General features: G+C 41.1%; 18 protein-coding genes. 2 read left to right on the forward strand and 16 right to left on the reverse strand.

What is annotated here, in order from left to right; translation table 11 throughout:
* Positions 1–2 precede the first annotated feature (2 nt).
* The 8 genes from lacB to J1C77_RS08630 all read right to left on the reverse strand — a co-directional run bounded on the left by lacB (position 3) and on the right by J1C77_RS08630 (position 6,264).
* Positions 3–518 carry a galactose-6-phosphate isomerase subunit LacB gene (gene lacB / locus J1C77_RS08595; RefSeq protein ID WP_002894723.1) on the reverse strand — a complete coding sequence of 172 codons (516 nt, stop codon included), beginning with the start codon at positions 516–518 and terminating at the stop codon, positions 3–5.
* Positions 519–534: 16 nt separating this feature from the next.
* Positions 535–960, reverse strand: a complete 426-nt coding sequence (lacA, locus tag J1C77_RS08600) for a galactose-6-phosphate isomerase subunit LacA (RefSeq protein WP_042762763.1) — start codon at positions 958–960, stop codon at positions 535–537.
* 209 nt (positions 961–1,169) lie between these two features.
* Positions 1,170–1,925, reverse strand: coding sequence for a DeoR/GlpR family DNA-binding transcription regulator (locus J1C77_RS08605; RefSeq protein ID WP_002920637.1), 756 nt, complete (start codon positions 1,923–1,925; stop codon positions 1,170–1,172).
* Positions 1,926–2,122: 197 nt separating this feature from the next.
* Positions 2,123–2,779, reverse strand: a complete 657-nt coding sequence (locus J1C77_RS08610; RefSeq protein WP_002920636.1) for a DUF4230 domain-containing protein — start codon at positions 2,777–2,779, stop codon at positions 2,123–2,125.
* Between the two features lie 4 nt (positions 2,780–2,783).
* The gene (locus J1C77_RS08615) at positions 2,784–2,918 is read right to left on the reverse strand and encodes a hypothetical protein (RefSeq protein ID WP_002920635.1); all 135 of its coding nucleotides are present in this window, start codon (positions 2,916–2,918) and stop codon (positions 2,784–2,786) included.
* Between the two features lie 136 nt (positions 2,919–3,054).
* Positions 3,055–5,052 carry a methionine--tRNA ligase gene (gene metG / locus J1C77_RS08620; RefSeq protein ID WP_042762761.1) on the reverse strand — a complete coding sequence of 666 codons (1,998 nt, stop codon included), beginning with the start codon at positions 5,050–5,052 and terminating at the stop codon, positions 3,055–3,057.
* A 127-nt stretch (positions 5,053–5,179) separates the two neighbouring features.
* On the reverse strand, positions 5,180–5,812 hold the full coding sequence (locus J1C77_RS08625) for a DUF421 domain-containing protein (RefSeq protein WP_002920633.1): 633 nt from the start codon (positions 5,810–5,812) through the stop codon (positions 5,180–5,182).
* Positions 5,809–6,264, reverse strand: coding sequence for a DUF3290 family protein (locus J1C77_RS08630; RefSeq protein ID WP_002897090.1), 456 nt, complete (start codon positions 6,262–6,264; stop codon positions 5,809–5,811). The genes J1C77_RS08625 and J1C77_RS08630 overlap by 4 nt, the downstream gene beginning before the upstream one ends.
* Before the next feature lie 139 nt (positions 6,265–6,403).
* Between J1C77_RS08630 and J1C77_RS08635 the strand changes: the two genes are divergently transcribed.
* Both J1C77_RS08635 and J1C77_RS08640 read left to right on the forward strand, forming a co-directional pair.
* On the forward strand, positions 6,404–7,231 hold the full coding sequence (locus tag J1C77_RS08635; RefSeq protein ID WP_032913420.1) for an exodeoxyribonuclease III: 828 nt from the start codon (positions 6,404–6,406) through the stop codon (positions 7,229–7,231).
* A gap of 11 nt (positions 7,232–7,242) precedes the next feature.
* On the forward strand, positions 7,243–7,629 hold the full coding sequence (locus J1C77_RS08640; protein WP_002913080.1) for a bleomycin resistance protein: 387 nt from the start codon (positions 7,243–7,245) through the stop codon (positions 7,627–7,629).
* 27 nt (positions 7,630–7,656) lie between these two features.
* Here J1C77_RS08640 and nth read toward each other — a convergent pair whose 3' ends face one another.
* From nth to J1C77_RS08680, 8 genes are all read right to left on the reverse strand, one after another.
* A complete protein-coding gene (gene nth, locus J1C77_RS08645; RefSeq protein ID WP_002913275.1) occupies positions 7,657–8,286 on the reverse strand; it encodes an endonuclease III in 630 nt (209 codons plus the stop codon).
* 94 nt (positions 8,287–8,380) lie between these two features.
* Complete coding sequence (locus J1C77_RS08650; protein ID WP_002920631.1) at positions 8,381–8,734, reverse strand: arsenate reductase family protein; 354 nt, start codon at positions 8,732–8,734, stop codon at positions 8,381–8,383.
* Positions 8,735–8,870: 136 nt separating this feature from the next.
* Complete coding sequence (locus J1C77_RS08655) at positions 8,871–10,046, reverse strand: 3-phosphoglycerate dehydrogenase family protein (RefSeq protein ID WP_002920630.1); 1,176 nt, start codon at positions 10,044–10,046, stop codon at positions 8,871–8,873.
* A 12-nt stretch (positions 10,047–10,058) separates the two neighbouring features.
* Entirely contained in the window at positions 10,059–11,150 is a 1,092-nt protein-coding gene (gene serC, locus J1C77_RS08660; RefSeq protein WP_002920629.1) for a 3-phosphoserine/phosphohydroxythreonine transaminase, read from the reverse strand.
* Positions 11,151–11,353: 203 nt separating this feature from the next.
* The gene (locus J1C77_RS08665) at positions 11,354–12,280 is read right to left on the reverse strand and encodes a type II restriction endonuclease (RefSeq protein WP_002920628.1); all 927 of its coding nucleotides are present in this window, start codon (positions 12,278–12,280) and stop codon (positions 11,354–11,356) included.
* Positions 12,277–12,879: a PD-(D/E)XK nuclease superfamily protein gene (locus tag J1C77_RS08670; RefSeq protein WP_002920627.1), complete on the reverse strand. Its 603-nt coding sequence runs from the start codon at positions 12,877–12,879 to the stop codon at positions 12,277–12,279. The genes J1C77_RS08665 and J1C77_RS08670 overlap by 4 nt, the downstream gene beginning before the upstream one ends.
* Entirely contained in the window at positions 12,876–13,673 is a 798-nt protein-coding gene (locus tag J1C77_RS08675) for a DNA-methyltransferase (protein WP_002920626.1), read from the reverse strand. The genes J1C77_RS08670 and J1C77_RS08675 overlap by 4 nt, the downstream gene beginning before the upstream one ends.
* A complete protein-coding gene (locus tag J1C77_RS08680) occupies positions 13,666–14,526 on the reverse strand; it encodes a DNA adenine methylase (protein WP_002920625.1) in 861 nt (286 codons plus the stop codon). The genes J1C77_RS08675 and J1C77_RS08680 overlap by 8 nt, the downstream gene beginning before the upstream one ends.
* Positions 14,527–14,552 lie beyond the last annotated feature (26 nt).

Raw genomic sequence — 14,552 nt, forward strand, 5'->3', positions numbered from 1 at the left:
CTCTAATCGTGGTACTCTCCACGATCCCATTTTTCAAGAAATTCTGTAAAGAAGTTGGCATCTGTTTGATGAGCGTTGTGAGTCTCAACGTGCTCAATCTTAGCAATTAATTTTTTATTTTCTTCAGTTGGCTTGTACTCCGCATGAATGAAAGCTTCAATGATGTCACACATAAGGAGCTCACCAGTGATTTTTCCGCCAAAACCGATAACGTTGGCGTTGAGCTCTTCTTTAGCATAGAGAGCCGAGGTCATATCGCGTACCAAAGCTGAACGAACACCAGGCACCTTATTTACAGCATTGTTAATGCCGACACCAGTACCGCAGATACAAACACCAAGATCTGCTTGTCCACTAACGACTGCCTCCCCTACTTTTTTACCAAAGATTGGATAGTGTGTTCGTGTATGGTCATAAGTACCAAAATCAAGAACTTCATAGCCTTTTGATTTCAGAAAATCTGAGACTGCCATTTTTTCATTGGTAACGATATGGTCACATCCAATTGCAATTTTCATTTGATTTCTCCTTTTCTTAGCACATCTTGTTAAGCATGTCGACCCGGATTTGGTGACGGCCGCCGTCGTATTTACCATTGACAAAGCCTTTGGCAATGTTCTTAGCCAGCCCTTCACCAACGATTTTAGCTCCCATCGTAATCATGCGAGAGTTGTTATGGCCACGAGTCATATAAGCAGAGCGTTCATCTGAGACTTCTGCCGCAACCATGCCTTTAATTTTGGTCGCTACCATAAATGGACCAGCACCATAAGCGTCAATGACAATACCAAGATTTTCCTCTTGTTTATTCACCTCTGCTGCAACTGCAAGGGTCACATCAACAAAATCTTGACCTTCTTTCGTCACATCCACCACTTCAAAGTTTTCTCCGACGAGAAAATCCTTGACCACATCTTTCAGCTTGCTTCCAGCAGCATCTGCTCCAATAATAATTGCCATGAGCATTCTCCTTTGTTTGATTTTTTGCACAGAATATTGTTTATAAAAAAACACTTTCTGTTTCCTATAAGCATACTATACTCCTTTAAAAGTTATTTGTCAACAGATTTTTGTTTATTTTAATCAAAATATTTTTAAAGATGATTAAAATAAACAAAAAAAGCCCTAAAAAGAGCTTTCTGATAATTTTTTTATTCATTTAAAATAAACTAGGAAATAATCTTGGTATAAACTTCCAGTTCTTCCTGAGCATTTTCAGACATCTGGTCTGTGATAACAGCTGTAATATCAGCCAAAGGACAGATAGAAGTGAAGTCTTCCTTGCTAATCTTAGAAGAATCAATCAGTAGGTAGGTCTCTGTCGAGCGCTCCAAAGCTAGCTTCTGGGTGTAGGCTTCTTCAAAAGAAGAAGTCATAATCTGACCATTTTTGATACCATTGCCGCTGAAAAACATCTTGGTAAAATACATCTTGTCCATGATGGCATTGGTCATCTCGCCGACAAAGGCTTGAGTCGCTTCCCGCATCTCCCCACCCAAGAGAAAGACTTTGAAGGTATCCGACTTCTTCTTCAGAAGATCATGAAAAATCGGAAGGCAGTTGGTAATCACGCGCAGATGATGATTACTGATTTCCTCAGCCAGCACTTCCACAGAAGTCCCTGGTCCAAGAAAAATAGTATCGCCATCTTCAATCAGCTCCACAGCCTTCTTGGCAACAGTCCGCTTTGCCTCGATATTCTGATAAAGCTTCTCTTCATGAGGGATTTCTCTGTACTTGAGGTGCTGATTACTTTTAGCCCCACCATGAACTCGAGTCAGCAGCCCTTTACTTTCCAGCTCAATCAAGTCCCGCCGAACCGTCATGTCTGAAACCTTCATACTCTCTACAATCTCAGCAACCGTCACTGTCCCAACTCGATCCACCAGCTTAACTATTTCGTCCTGTCTCTGATTTTTTCCCATACTTTAGCCTCTCTACACATTGGTTTTGTTTATTATAACTCATTTTTCTGTTTTTTTCCATATTTTTTGTTTGTTTTAAACAAAAATGAGGATTTGCGATATGGTATAGGACATAAAAAAAGCACCTTGCAATTATCTGCAAGATGCTTTCTCCAGTTGATAGAACGATATATTTCACTATAAAGAAATTTTGATTCCTATTGATTTACATTTTTAAATGTTAGTTTAGCATCTGGGTCAATACTAGTTACGATATTTGTATAATAGGTTTTTGCTGATTCTGTGATCAGTTCCTTATATTGCTCAAGATATTCTTCTTGCTCTTTATTGCTAAGAGCTTTAACTACATCCTCTCCAGTACCAATATTTTCAGTTGCTCCACTCAACAATTCTCCGCTTGGAGCAAGTATCTTATATTGTTCTTTAGAACTTTTCGACAACTCTATTCCTAGAACTTGATATTTAGGGATGGTTAGCTCATACTCATGCTCAGCGATTTTCTTAACCTTAATTCCTTCTTTTATCCCAAACTTAGCATCGTAATTAAGAATTATGACACCTTTTTTTATAGAGAGCGGAATACTGATATTGGTACCAGGGATTTTCTTATCTTTTTCAACCAGTTCAACTCTTTGAATACCTGTATTTAAAAAAACACTTTCATTGACTTTCTCCAGACGAGTAATTTGCATATATATCTGTTTGCGCTCGTCTGAGGCATTTATCCCCTGGAAATATCCAATGATATTATAAGTTTTCGCAACAACAAAAAAGATAGCAAGAACGGCTACCACAATCCATATGTAAACCTTAGCCCCCAAAACTTTTTTTATGAAATCCTTAACTATTTTCATTATATTACTTCCTCCGAATCAAAAATGCTGCTCCAAAGCTAATAATAGCTATAAAGGCTGCTAAATAAGGATTCAGCGGAAAGAGAATGACAATTAAAAGCAACAACAAAACAAGTGATGCAATTTTTACTATTTTCATAATATAACTCCTAAAACTTTTTCAATAAAAATTATACAAATATATATACCTTTTGTCAAGCGGTTTCAAAGAGATTATTACATCAAAAATCCCCCAGCAGCCTCCTGCTGGGGGATTCTCATTAGATCAAAGATTGCTAGCCAATCAAACTTCCATTTGGGACTTTTTCATCCACAGTAAGGAGAGTCAGTTGGTCGCCGTGCTCGGCTGATAGAATCATACCCTGGCTGATGCGGCCCATCATTTTGCGCGGTTTGAGGTTGGCTACGATTTGGACTTTCTTACCGACCAGTTCTTGCTCGTTTGGATAGTATTTAGCAATACCAGAGAGGATTTGGCGGTCTTCACCGTCACCAGCATCCAAGCGGAATTGAAGAAGCTTATCTGAGCCTTCAACTTTAGACACTTCTTTGACTTCTGCGACACGGATTTCTACCTTATCAAAGTCGTCAAACTTGATTTCCTTGCGGTTAAGTTTGAGCTCGACTTCTTCTGGATTCCATTCTTTTTCAACCTCAGGTTTGTTGCCTTCCATTTGTCCCTTGATATAGGCAATTTCTTCTTCCATATCCAGACGTGGGAAGATTGGTGTTCCTTTTTCTACAACTGTCAGGCCTGCTGGGAGCTGGTCAATTGCTAGGTTTTCCAGCGAAGTTGCTTGAGGCAAGCCAAGTTGGCTGAGGACAGCCTTGCTTGTTTCCATCATGAAAGGCTCAATCATGTGGGCCACAACACGAAGGCTGGATGCCAAGTGGCTCATGACTGCCGCCAGTTCTTTGACCTTGGTTTCATCCTTAGCCAGAACCCAAGGAGCAGTTTCATCGATATATTTATTGGTGCGGGAGATGAGTGTCCAGACTGCTTCCAAGGCGCGTGGGTAGTCTACTGCATCCATGTGTTTGTAGTAGTCAGCGATAGATTGAGCTGCTACCTGAGCCAGAGCTCCATCAAAGTCTGTTACATTTTCTTCGTAGGCTGGTACTTGACCGTTAAAGTACTTGTTAATCATGGAAACAGTACGGTTAAGCAGGTTCCCAAGGTCATTAGCTAACTCATAGTTGATACGACCTACATAGTCCTCAGGTGTAAATGTTCCATCAGATCCAACCGGAAGACTGCGCATGAGGTAATAACGCAGGGCATCCAAGCCATAGCGTTCTACCAACATTTCGGGATAGACCACATTGCCCTTAGACTTGGACATCTTGCCATCCTTCATGACAAACCAACCGTGAGCAATCAAGCGGTCGGGCAGCTTAATATCCAGCATCATGAGCAGGATTGGCCAGTAGATAGAGTGAAAACGCAGAATGTCCTTGCCCACCATGTGGAAGACTGTTCCATTCCAGAATTTATCGTAGTTAGCATGATCATCCTGACCGTAGCCAAGGGCTGTCGCATAGTTGAGAAGAGCATCAATCCAGACATAAATAACGTGTTTAGGATTAGATGGCACCGGCACGCCCCAAGTAAAGGTCGTCCGAGATACGGCCAAGTCTTCCAGACCAGGCTCGATAAAGTTTTTCAGCATTTCATTGAGACGTCCATCCGGCGTAATAAAGTCTGGATGAGATTTGAAAAATTCTACCAAGCGGTCTTGGTACTTGCTGAGACGGAGGAAATAAGACTCTTCTGATACCCACTCCACTTCATGTCCAGATGGTGCGATTCCGCCAGTTACCTTTCCATTTTCATCACGGAAGACTTCTGCCAGCTGGCTTTCTGTGAAAAATTCCTCGTCAGAAACGGAATACCAGCCTGAATATTCACCCAAGTAGATATCATCTTGAGCTAAGAGACGTTCAAAGACGTCAGCCACAACCTTTTCATGGTAGTCATCGGTCGTCCGGATAAATTTATCGTAAGAAATGTTCAGCAGATTCCAGAGTTCCTTGACCCCAACTGCCATACCATCGACATAAGCTTGAGGACTGATACCAGCCTCCTCTGCCTTGGCCTGAATCTTCTGTCCATGCTCATCAAGACCAGTCAGATAGAAAACATCGTAGCCCATGAGACGCTTGTAGCGAGCCAGAACATCACAGGCAATAGTTGTATAGGCAGATCCGATGTGAAGCTTACCGCTTGGGTAGTAGATAGGGGTCGTAATATAAAACGATTGTTTTTCAGTCATTTTTAATCCTTTCAATGCTAATGAAACCTTTTTTAATAGCACTTCATTATATCATATTTTGTTAAGTTTGCGAAAAGACATTCATTTACAATAAAATCAATTAAAAAACCTAGAAAATATTCTAGATTTAATAGGTCACAACATTCAAGTTGCCACTTTCATACTCTGCGATGAAGATATTCGAAATATCGGTGTATCCGTCTTTAGCCAGTCTCTCCACCAGCCACTCTTCTGTTTTGTCAATAGACTCTAAAATATCAATCTGGACAACACCATCTGTGATAAGGGGATATTTAGGATTCTCTTCACCAGCTTGTACAATAATCAGCTGGCCGTTTTGCTCTATAACCGCCCGTTTGACCTGCTTGAGCTGAAAAATACCTTGGCTGCGTAGCTTCAAAGCTACATCTGCTGCTGAAAGACCAACAGAACGGCAGGCTTCGGGACTCAGTTCTCCATGCTGAATCAACGTTGTCGGCTTGCCATCAATCAAATGCTTAACCGCACGAACATTGTTATTGAGCCACTTTAGGGTCAAGACCAAGATAGTCCACATGATGAGAATGACCGCATACTGGAGGATGTTAATGGAGCTATTGTAAATCACCCCACCGATAATACCACCAAGAACATAGTTTTGAATCTGGTCGATCGCTGAATTAGGCGCCAGATTGCCTTTTCCCGTCACGTTGATGACAAAAACCAGTGAGAAAAGCCCCAGCGCTAGTTTAATTAGGATTTCAAGAAAATTCAATGTCATTTTTCAACCTCCACTATTTCGATATCTGTCGTCTTATGCAAGTCAATTTTTTCAAGCAGATATTTATCCGGCTCACTGCCGCTCATAGCCCGATAAAAGTTCTTTCCGACCTTCAAAATCGCTCCATCCGTCGCGGCTGAAGTATTGACATAGACCTCCGACTTATCCACGCCCAAGTCTTCTGAAATGACCTCAATAAAATGCAGAGAGGTTTGAAACTGGTTGTTAGAGTCTTGGTCAGTCTGAAAATTACTGATGCCAATCAAGACCATAGCCACCAAGGCCAAAACAGAAATGATGGCTAGTTCCCGGAATTTTGAATCACGCTTATTGCGATAGGCCTTAAAAGCAAAAAATCCTGTCACAAGCAGCAACAAGACAGAAAGTGCAACTGTCACCCAGTTTTGCTGACTAATCTGACTCAAAACATAATCATAAGAATAGAATTTCATGGCTTCCCCCTATTTTTTCTCGCTATATTATAGAAAAATTTTCATCTTTTTTCAAGCTTTCTTACAATCAATTTGCTATAAATCAGTTCTAAATTTTGTTATAATAAACTCAGTAAATTTTACTAGAAAAGGAAATTTTATGAAACTCATTTCTTGGAATATTGACTCTCTCAACGCTGCATTGACTAGTGATTCTGCCCGCGCTCAGCTTTCTCAGGCTGTCCTTCAAACCTTGCAAGCAGAAAATGCAGATATCATCGCTATTCAGGAAACAAAACTGTCTGCTACTGGCCCGACAAAAAAACACTTGGAAATATTGACAGATCTTTTCCCAGACTATGAAAACACTTGGCGCTCCTCCCGAGAGCCGGCCCGCAAGGGCTATGCTGGAACCATGTTCCTCTACAAAAAAGAACTGACGCCAACCGTAACTTTCCCAGAAATCGGCGCTCCGTCAACCATGGATGTTGAAGGTCGCATCATTACGCTGGAATTTGACGGTTTCTTTGTCACTCAAGTTTATACGCCTAATGCTGGCGATGGACTCAAACGCTTGGATGACCGTCAAGTCTGGGATGCCAAATACGCTGAATACTTGGCAACACTAGATGAACAAAAACCAGTCCTCGCTACTGGCGACTACAATGTGGCCCACAAGGAAATTGACTTGGCCAATCCAGCCAGTAACCGCCGTTCACCAGGCTTTACTGACGAAGAGCGCGCTGGCTTCACCAACCTGCTGGCTAAAGGATTCACCGATACCTTCCGCCACTTACACGGCGATATCCCTAACCAATACACTTGGTGGGCGCAGCGCAGCAAGACTTCTAAAATCAACAATACAGGCTGGAGAATCGACTACTGGCTGACAAGCAACCGTGTAGCTGACAAGGTGACCAAGTCTGATATGATTGACTCCGGTGCGCGCCAAGACCACACACCGATTGTCATGGAGATTGAGCTCTAAGGAGAAAACGAATGGACTATCAAGCTGTCATTCCCGAATTTGTGGTATCCAACATCGAAAAGTCGCGCCACTTCTACTGCGACTTGCTGGGATTCTCTGTCGAATATGAGCGTCCAGAGGAGAAATTTCTCTTCCTCTCACTTGAAGACTGCCAACTTATGCTAGAAGAAGGCAGCGTAGAAGAATTAGCCCAACTAACCTATCCTTTCGGGCGCGGTGTCAATATTTCCTTTGGCATTGAAGATGTCCCTCAGCTCCACCAAAAACTGCTGGAAGCAGACTACCCCATCCATCGTCCGCTGACGAAAAGAGAATTTCGAGTGGGAGATAGCTTTATTTATCCCCATGAATTTGCGATTTTGGATCCAGATGGTTATTTTTTAAGATTTAGTGAATAAGAAAGCGAAGTCATCAGACCTCGCTTTTTAAATGTCTTTAAAGTTATAGAGTTGCGGATAGTGATCGCACTCGGGATTTTTAGGATGGCAGATGGCACGTCCAAAGTAAATCATGGCCTGATGGGCTGGCAGCCAACGTTCCGGTGGAAGGACCTCCATAACTCGCTTTTCTACTTCCAGTGGCGTTGCCGACTTTTTAACGATATCATGGTGCTTGCAGATGCGCTCCACATGGGTATCGACAGCAAAGGCTGGAATGCCAAATCCCACACTCATGACTACATTGGCCGTCTTGCGACCAACACCAGCTAGACTTTCCAATTCTGTCCGCGTTTGTGGTACTTGACCGTCAAAGTCATCCAAAAGCTGCTGAGCACATTTCTTCAAAAACTTGGCCTTGTTGCGATAGAGCCCTAGGCGGGAGATGTATTTAGCAATGTCTGCTTCACCAGCCATAGCCATGTCTTGAGGACTTGGATAGGCTTCAAACAGATCCGGCGTTGCCTTATTGACCGCAGCGTCCGTCGTCTGAGCCGACAGCATGACCGCTACCAAAAGCTCAAAGTGATTGCGAAAATCCAGACTGGGCTTGGCGTCAGGGAAAAGAGCAATAATCTCTTCAATCACATGACGAGCCCGTTTTTTTGATAAAACCATGATTCTTCTTTCTAAGATTGAGATAGATTTATTATATCATGAAAGGAAGAAGCATCCAAAAACCATGATTGAGAATGCAGCTGTTCCTAATACTTTACAAACCTAACTCTTCATACGCCTTTCGGTAGCCAATCTGCAAGATTTGGTTATCTCGAACCAGAAGCGGTCGTTTAATCAGCATGCCGTCTGTAGCCAGTAAATCTGCAGCTTCCTGAGCTGTGAAATGTGGCACCTTTTCTTTGAGCCCTAGCTCACGGTATTTGAGACCGCTAGTATTGAAAAAAGCCTTGAGCTCAAAGCCCGATTTCTGGATCCAGTCTAGGAGCTGGTCCCGGCTAGGTGTATTTCGGACAATATCCACTGCTTCAAAGTCCACTCCTAATTGATTGAGCTCAGCCTTGGCCTTGCGGCAGGTAGAGCATTTTGAATATTCGATAAATTGTAACATTGTTTTTCCTCCGTCCCTATAATAGCCCAGCTAACTCCTTCTTGTCAAGCCGAGACTCATTAGAAAAAGCCGACAAGAGAAAGGCTCATCGGCTGGTACAGACTTATCACCTAGGGAAGTACAGTCTGTTTTTCTGTTATTTCTTAATCAAACGCACGCGCACAATATTGTCGCTATTCTCAAATTTATCAACCAGCTCCTGAATCTTGCTTTCGTCCGACTCATCCAGATCCAGCAAAGTATAGGCATAATCACCCTTGGAACGATTGATGATATTGTCAATATTGATATTCAAATCACTAACCGCTGTTGAAATTCGAGCCACAATATTCGGTACATTTTTGTTAATCAGGGTAATCCGATAAGGCGCTGAGAGTGCCTGACGGACATTAGGGAAATTCACAGAGTTGATAATCTCGCCCGTTTCCATGAAGCGGCGAATGGTTTTGCCAGCCATAATGGCACAGTTGAGCTCAGCTTCTTCGGTCGATCCGCCCAGATGCGGAAAGACTGTAATCTGCGGATGACGGAGCAGCTCATCTACACCAAAGTCTGTGATATAGCGCTTGACTACACCAGCTTCTATAGCTTCAAAGAGGGCAGCGTTGTCCACCAGCTCGCCGCGGGCAAAGTTGATAAGAGTCGTTCCTTTTTGCATGAGACCAAAAGCAGCCTGATCAAAAGTAGCTCGTGTATCCTCAGTCAGGGGCACATGAATAGTGATATAATCACTCTTCTCAAAGATTTCCTTAATGTCTGCTACCCGCTTGACATGGCTAGAGATATTCCAAGCCGTTTCAATGGATACATAAGGATCATAGCCTAAGACGTTCATCCCCAGACGATAGGCATCGTTAGCAATACGGCCGCCGATAGCTCCTAACCCAATGACTCCCAAAGTCTTCTCTGCAATCTCTGTCCCAGCAAACTGCTTCTTACCAGCTTCCACTTGCTTGGGAACATCATCTCCAGAAAGGCCGTTAGCCCAACTGTTAGCCGCGATATAGTCACGCGCAGACAGGAGAATGGAAGCCAAGACTGCTTCTTTCACCGCATTGGCATTAGCTCCTGGCGTGTTGAAGACCACAATTCCCTGAGCCGTTGCCTGGTCGACAGGAATATTATTGGTTCCTGCACCTGCCCGCGCAATGGCTTTGAGCTTGCTTGGAAATTCCTGTCCATGCAGGTTTTGACTGCGCAGGATATAAGCATCTGGATTGTCCGACTTATCTCCGTCAATCTGAAAAGCATTGCCCAGCTCCTTGAGCCCGATTTGATTGATGTTGTTAAAGGTTTTGACACTAAAGACCATAGTTTCCCTCTCTTAAGAATTTTCTTCTTCAAATTTCTGCATAAAGGTAATCAAGTCCTTGACACCTTGGAGCGGAAAGGCATTGTAGAGACTAGCTCTCATGCCGCCTACGCTGCGGTGCCCCTTGATATTCTTGAATCCCGCTGCTGCAGCCTCTTTGTTAAATTTAGCATCCAACTCTGGGCTAGGAGACACAAAGGGAATATTGGCGACTGAGCGCTGCTCCTTATAACGGACTGGACTGCGGTAAAAGTCTGACTGCTCAATGAAGTCGTACAAAAGGCCAGATTTTTCACGATTACGCTTTTCCATTTCTGCTACGCCACCTAGCTCCTTAACCCACTCAAAGACCAGTTTGGCCATATAGATGGCAAAAGTCGGTGGTGTATTGTAAAGAGAGCCATTGTCCGCCTGAATGCGGTAATCCAACATGCTAGATAGAACTGGTTCGTCATCTAGCAGGTCTTCTCGGATGATGACAACTGTCACGCCGGCAGGTCCGATATTCTTCTGAGCCCCAGCATAAATCAAACCGAAATCCTCTACTCGGTACTGAGCAGCCAGGATATTAGAAGACATGTCCGCCACAATCGGCACGCCATTAGTCGCAGGAAGGTCATAAATAGCCGTTCCTTCGATGGTATTATTGGTTGTCAGATGCACATAAGCCGCCTGCGGATTAATATCCTTTTCATCAAAAGAAGGAATTTCCGTGTAATTTAAATCCTCTGACGAAGCCAAAAGAATAGGCTCAAATGGAATGAACTTAGACAGCTTGACTGCTTCAGTGTAAGCTTTCTTTCCCCAAGATCCAGCCACTAGGTAGTAGGCCTTGCCGCCTTGGGCTAGATTAAGGGGAATCATACTAAACTGAGTAGAAGCTCCACCCTGCAGAAAGAGGACGCGGTAATTGTCCGGAATATCCATGAGCTCACGCAGCAAGCTCTCAGCTTCTTTGATAATATCGTCAAATTCTTTGGATCGGTGGGACAGCTCCATCACACTCATGCCACTTTGGGCATAGTCTAAAAACTCAGCCTGAGCTTTTTTCAAGACTTCCTTGGGCAATACTGCCGGTCCAGCAGAAAAATTGTAAATCGTCATATCCTACCTCCAAAATTTATTTTGTATATCATATCACAAAGTTTAGAAAATATCTATTTTTTCTTAAAAAGAAGGAAATTTTTTAAGAAAACACGAACAAAATAAAGAAAAATAATAAAAGAAGCTATGAAAGCTTCTAATCATTTTAGATCTAGTTTTAAATAAAGCAACTATATCAATACAAAACTACCGCTGATAAATGTTTAGTTTCTAATCAATTTTTTTGGCATCAATAAATCATACAAATAACCATGTTTAAGCATATCCAAATTAAACACATATGGAATATGAGCAAATGCCTCTGCTAATGGCAAACGAGCCGTTTTCCAGCCCACCCCATCTGTCACCCACACAAACTCAACATCATCTGGTGAATTGACGACGAACTGGCTCAGTTCAGTAAACTCTCCAGCAACAGCCTTCAGTTTGCTGCCGCCTCCGCCATAGTAGTTTGTTTCAATCAACCAAATTTTATGTTTTTCCTTTGAATAAACAGCTACATCAAAACGGCGTTGTGATTTATCAACTGGTACTTCTATATTCCACTTTTCTTTTATGAAAGATGGCGTGGCTTGGGATTTAAACTCTAAATCATGCTGCTGACAAACTTTAGCAACACTTCGTTCAAGGATGCCTTCCATAGTCGTTCCACTTCGATTTTTACGAGCATTACTATCTAATCCCGCTTCTACACCATAGACATAATCGACAAGTGATCGGCTAGCTTCCTTTTGTAAAAAGTACAACAAACCGGCTTGGTCAATAAAATCTATATAAACTTTTATATCACTTTTGTCAATCTTCTTAAAATCTAATTGATGAAAACTCATATTATCATCTTCATCCAAGGAAAGAATATCTAAAACTTTATCACGGCTGGCAATCAAGCTAGGAACAGCCCTCAGTAAATCAGGCTGTTTTGAAAATAAATTAAAGGCCTCTTCATAAATATTATCTTTACCAATTAAATAATTTAGAGTGTTTAATTCAAGTTCAAACTCTTTTGTCTCCCGTCTAACCTTAGTCCAATTTACATAGTACTCTGGTGTACGGTTGGTAACTGAAAGAGTTGAGAGGAAATATTGTAATCTTTCGTCTGATGATAGTTGAATATAATTCTCTAATTTCATATTTCCTCCTTTGGTATAGGTAAACCAAACTCCTTTAAAGGAATATAATTAAAGCGATAGTAACATCCTACACTTATAATATAATCTAAGACATCTTTATAATTTGAATTTAAAAACCATTCATCAAGTAAATAATAATATTTAACTTCTTTATTTATAGGTGAAAATAACTTTTTATATTGCTTCAACTTAAAACCACATGTTTGTAATTTTTCATCAACACTTCCTTGAGTTTTTTGCGTTTTCTTTTCAATGATAAAAACAGTATTATTATCCATTACAAAAATGGAATCATCTGGTAACAATTTTTTGGAAATAATCGCTTTATAGTTCAGGTCTACTTCATCAAAATAACGATATAAACCATGTTTTTGAAAAATTTCTGCTACTTTTTCCCCTTCAAAATTTACTATCCACCGTGCTGTGGAGCTCCTTTTTATTTTTCTTACCTCGCCTGTTCGTTTCACAAGTTTAATATCAAAATCATTTTCCACAACTTCATATCCACTTTGTTTTGAAATAAAATTTGGCAAGTCTGTTTTAAATTCAAAAGCTAGCCCTGTTTTCGTATTTGCACCACCTACACCACCTTTTTTCATCTCTCTTCCTCCAATCTTCTTTTGGCTATTTCTAAATAATCTTTCTCTGCATCAATACCAATAAATTTACGACCTAACCGCTTAGCTACAACTCCTGTTGTTCCACTGCCAACAAAGGGATCAAGTATATAATCATTTTCTTTAGTGCTAGCTAAAATGATCCGTTCCAATAAATATTCTGGCTTTTGCGTTGGATGTTTTCCGGCCCACTTCTCTGCCTTTTTAGTTAGCGGTCCTATCCACACATCCTTCATCTGTTTACCGCCATTAATATCTTTCATCAAATCATAATTATAGTAATGCTTAGCCTTTTTATCATCTTTACGAGCCCACAAAATCGTTTCCGTGGAATGAGTAAAATAGCGGCAAGATAGATTCGGAGCTGGGTTGCTCTTTTGCCAAGTAATATTATTTAAAATTTTAAAACCTTCTTGTTCCAAGGCCATACCCACAGAGTAAATATTATGTAAGCTGCCTGAAATCCAGATAGTACCATTAGGCTTTAAAATAGGTCTGACTAATCGTAACCACTGTCGATTAAAGTCATGTTTCTCCTCAAGGCCAGAAACCTTATCCCAATCACCTTTATCAACAGAGACAATGTTACCGCCAGAATTTGAAAAACCACCGTTACTCAAAAAGTATGGTGGATCAGCAAAGATCATATCCATACTTTCTGGCTTCATTTGTGATAAGAAGTCAAAGGTATCTGCATGAACCAGAATAGCCCTTTCCTTATTATAGTATGGTTTTGTCATTAAAACACCCCCATACTTATATTCGTAATTATTCATAATTTGTTACTATAATTTCTGAAATTTTTCCACGACTTGAGCTCTTAGCACCATTAGTTCGCTGAGCTTCCACAAAATAAATATTAAAATCCTTGTATAATTCTTCTACCAAAGGACTCGAGGAATTTGACAGCATAGCATAGACTCCTCGCTCCGTCAATTCCTTAAAAGTATTGCGTAACCGAATCTGTTCCTCATAAGAAAAGCCCTCGTGGGTATAAGAGGTAAATGAGCTAGTTTCGTTTAACGGAATATAGGGCGGATCAAAATATACAAAATCGCCTGTTTGAGCATCCTTAACTGCCTCCGCAAAATCTGTTTGCAAAATTTCTACATCATTCTCATTTAGATATTCACTGATTTGATAAAGTAAATCTACATCCACTATTTTGGGATTTTTGTAGCGACCATAAGGAACATTAAACTGATTTTTAGAATTGACTCGATACAATCCATTGAAATCAACCCGAAGCATGTAGAGAATTCGCGCCGCTCTCTCTACCCCTGTCATCCTGCTAATTCGACCATCGCGATCTGCCGAACGCAATTCTAAATAATAATCTTTGCTATTATTCTCTTTATGCTTTATCAGTAAATTAATCAATTCAGCTGGATTATTTTTTATCTGACGATAGGCATTTATCAGTTCCTCGTTAAAATCATTAATGACCGCTTTTTCTGGAGCCAAATCAAAAAATAAAGCTCCGCCGCCAACAAATGGCTCAAAATAGCGACCATAAGTCTCCGGCATATAGCTCCTTAACTCTCCTAAAAGTTGACGCTTTCCCCCGGTCCATTTAGTAAACGGTTGGAGATTATAATATTTTAATTTTATATTAGTGTCTAAAGACATGATTATTCCTTTTAAGTGTAATGAAA

The organism is Streptococcus sanguinis, assembly GCF_050223295.1.
Taxonomy (GTDB): Bacteria; Bacillota; Bacilli; order Lactobacillales; family Streptococcaceae; genus Streptococcus; species Streptococcus sanguinis_X.

Bases quoted from the DNA above. Each gene is read 5' to 3' on its own strand.
- lacB (WP_002894723.1), bottom strand. From the start codon at position 518: ATGAAAATTGCAATTGGATGTGACCATATCGTTACCAATGAAAAAATG.
- lacA (WP_042762763.1), bottom strand. From the start codon at position 960: ATGGCAATTATTATTGGAGCAGATGCTGCTGGAAGCAAGCTGAAAGAT.
- J1C77_RS08605 (WP_002920637.1), bottom strand. From the start codon at position 1,925: ATGGGAAAAAATCAGAGACAGGACGAAATAGTTAAGCTGGTGGATCGA.
- J1C77_RS08610 (WP_002920636.1), bottom strand. From the start codon at position 2,779: ATGAAAATAGTTAAGGATTTCATAAAAAAAGTTTTGGGGGCTAAGGTT.
- J1C77_RS08615 (WP_002920635.1), bottom strand. From the start codon at position 2,918: ATGAAAATAGTAAAAATTGCATCACTTGTTTTGTTGTTGCTTTTAATT.
- metG (WP_042762761.1), bottom strand. From the start codon at position 5,052: ATGACTGAAAAACAATCGTTTTATATTACGACCCCTATCTACTACCCA.
- J1C77_RS08625 (WP_002920633.1), bottom strand. From the start codon at position 5,812: ATGACATTGAATTTTCTTGAAATCCTAATTAAACTAGCGCTGGGGCTT.
- J1C77_RS08630 (WP_002897090.1), bottom strand. From the start codon at position 6,264: ATGAAATTCTATTCTTATGATTATGTTTTGAGTCAGATTAGTCAGCAA.
- J1C77_RS08635 (WP_032913420.1), top strand. From the start codon at position 6,404: ATGAAACTCATTTCTTGGAATATTGACTCTCTCAACGCTGCATTGACT.
- J1C77_RS08640 (WP_002913080.1), top strand. From the start codon at position 7,243: ATGGACTATCAAGCTGTCATTCCCGAATTTGTGGTATCCAACATCGAA.
- nth (WP_002913275.1), bottom strand. From the start codon at position 8,286: ATGGTTTTATCAAAAAAACGGGCTCGTCATGTGATTGAAGAGATTATT.
- J1C77_RS08650 (WP_002920631.1), bottom strand. From the start codon at position 8,734: ATGTTACAATTTATCGAATATTCAAAATGCTCTACCTGCCGCAAGGCC.
- J1C77_RS08655 (WP_002920630.1), bottom strand. From the start codon at position 10,046: ATGGTCTTTAGTGTCAAAACCTTTAACAACATCAATCAAATCGGGCTC.
- serC (WP_002920629.1), bottom strand. From the start codon at position 11,150: ATGACGATTTACAATTTTTCTGCTGGACCGGCAGTATTGCCCAAGGAA.
- J1C77_RS08665 (WP_002920628.1), bottom strand. From the start codon at position 12,280: ATGAAATTAGAGAATTATATTCAACTATCATCAGACGAAAGATTACAA.
- J1C77_RS08670 (WP_002920627.1), bottom strand. From the start codon at position 12,879: ATGAAAAAAGGTGGTGTAGGTGGTGCAAATACGAAAACAGGGCTAGCT.
- J1C77_RS08675 (WP_002920626.1), bottom strand. From the start codon at position 13,673: ATGAATAATTACGAATATAAGTATGGGGGTGTTTTAATGACAAAACCA.
- J1C77_RS08680 (WP_002920625.1), bottom strand. From the start codon at position 14,526: ATGTCTTTAGACACTAATATAAAATTAAAATATTATAATCTCCAACCG.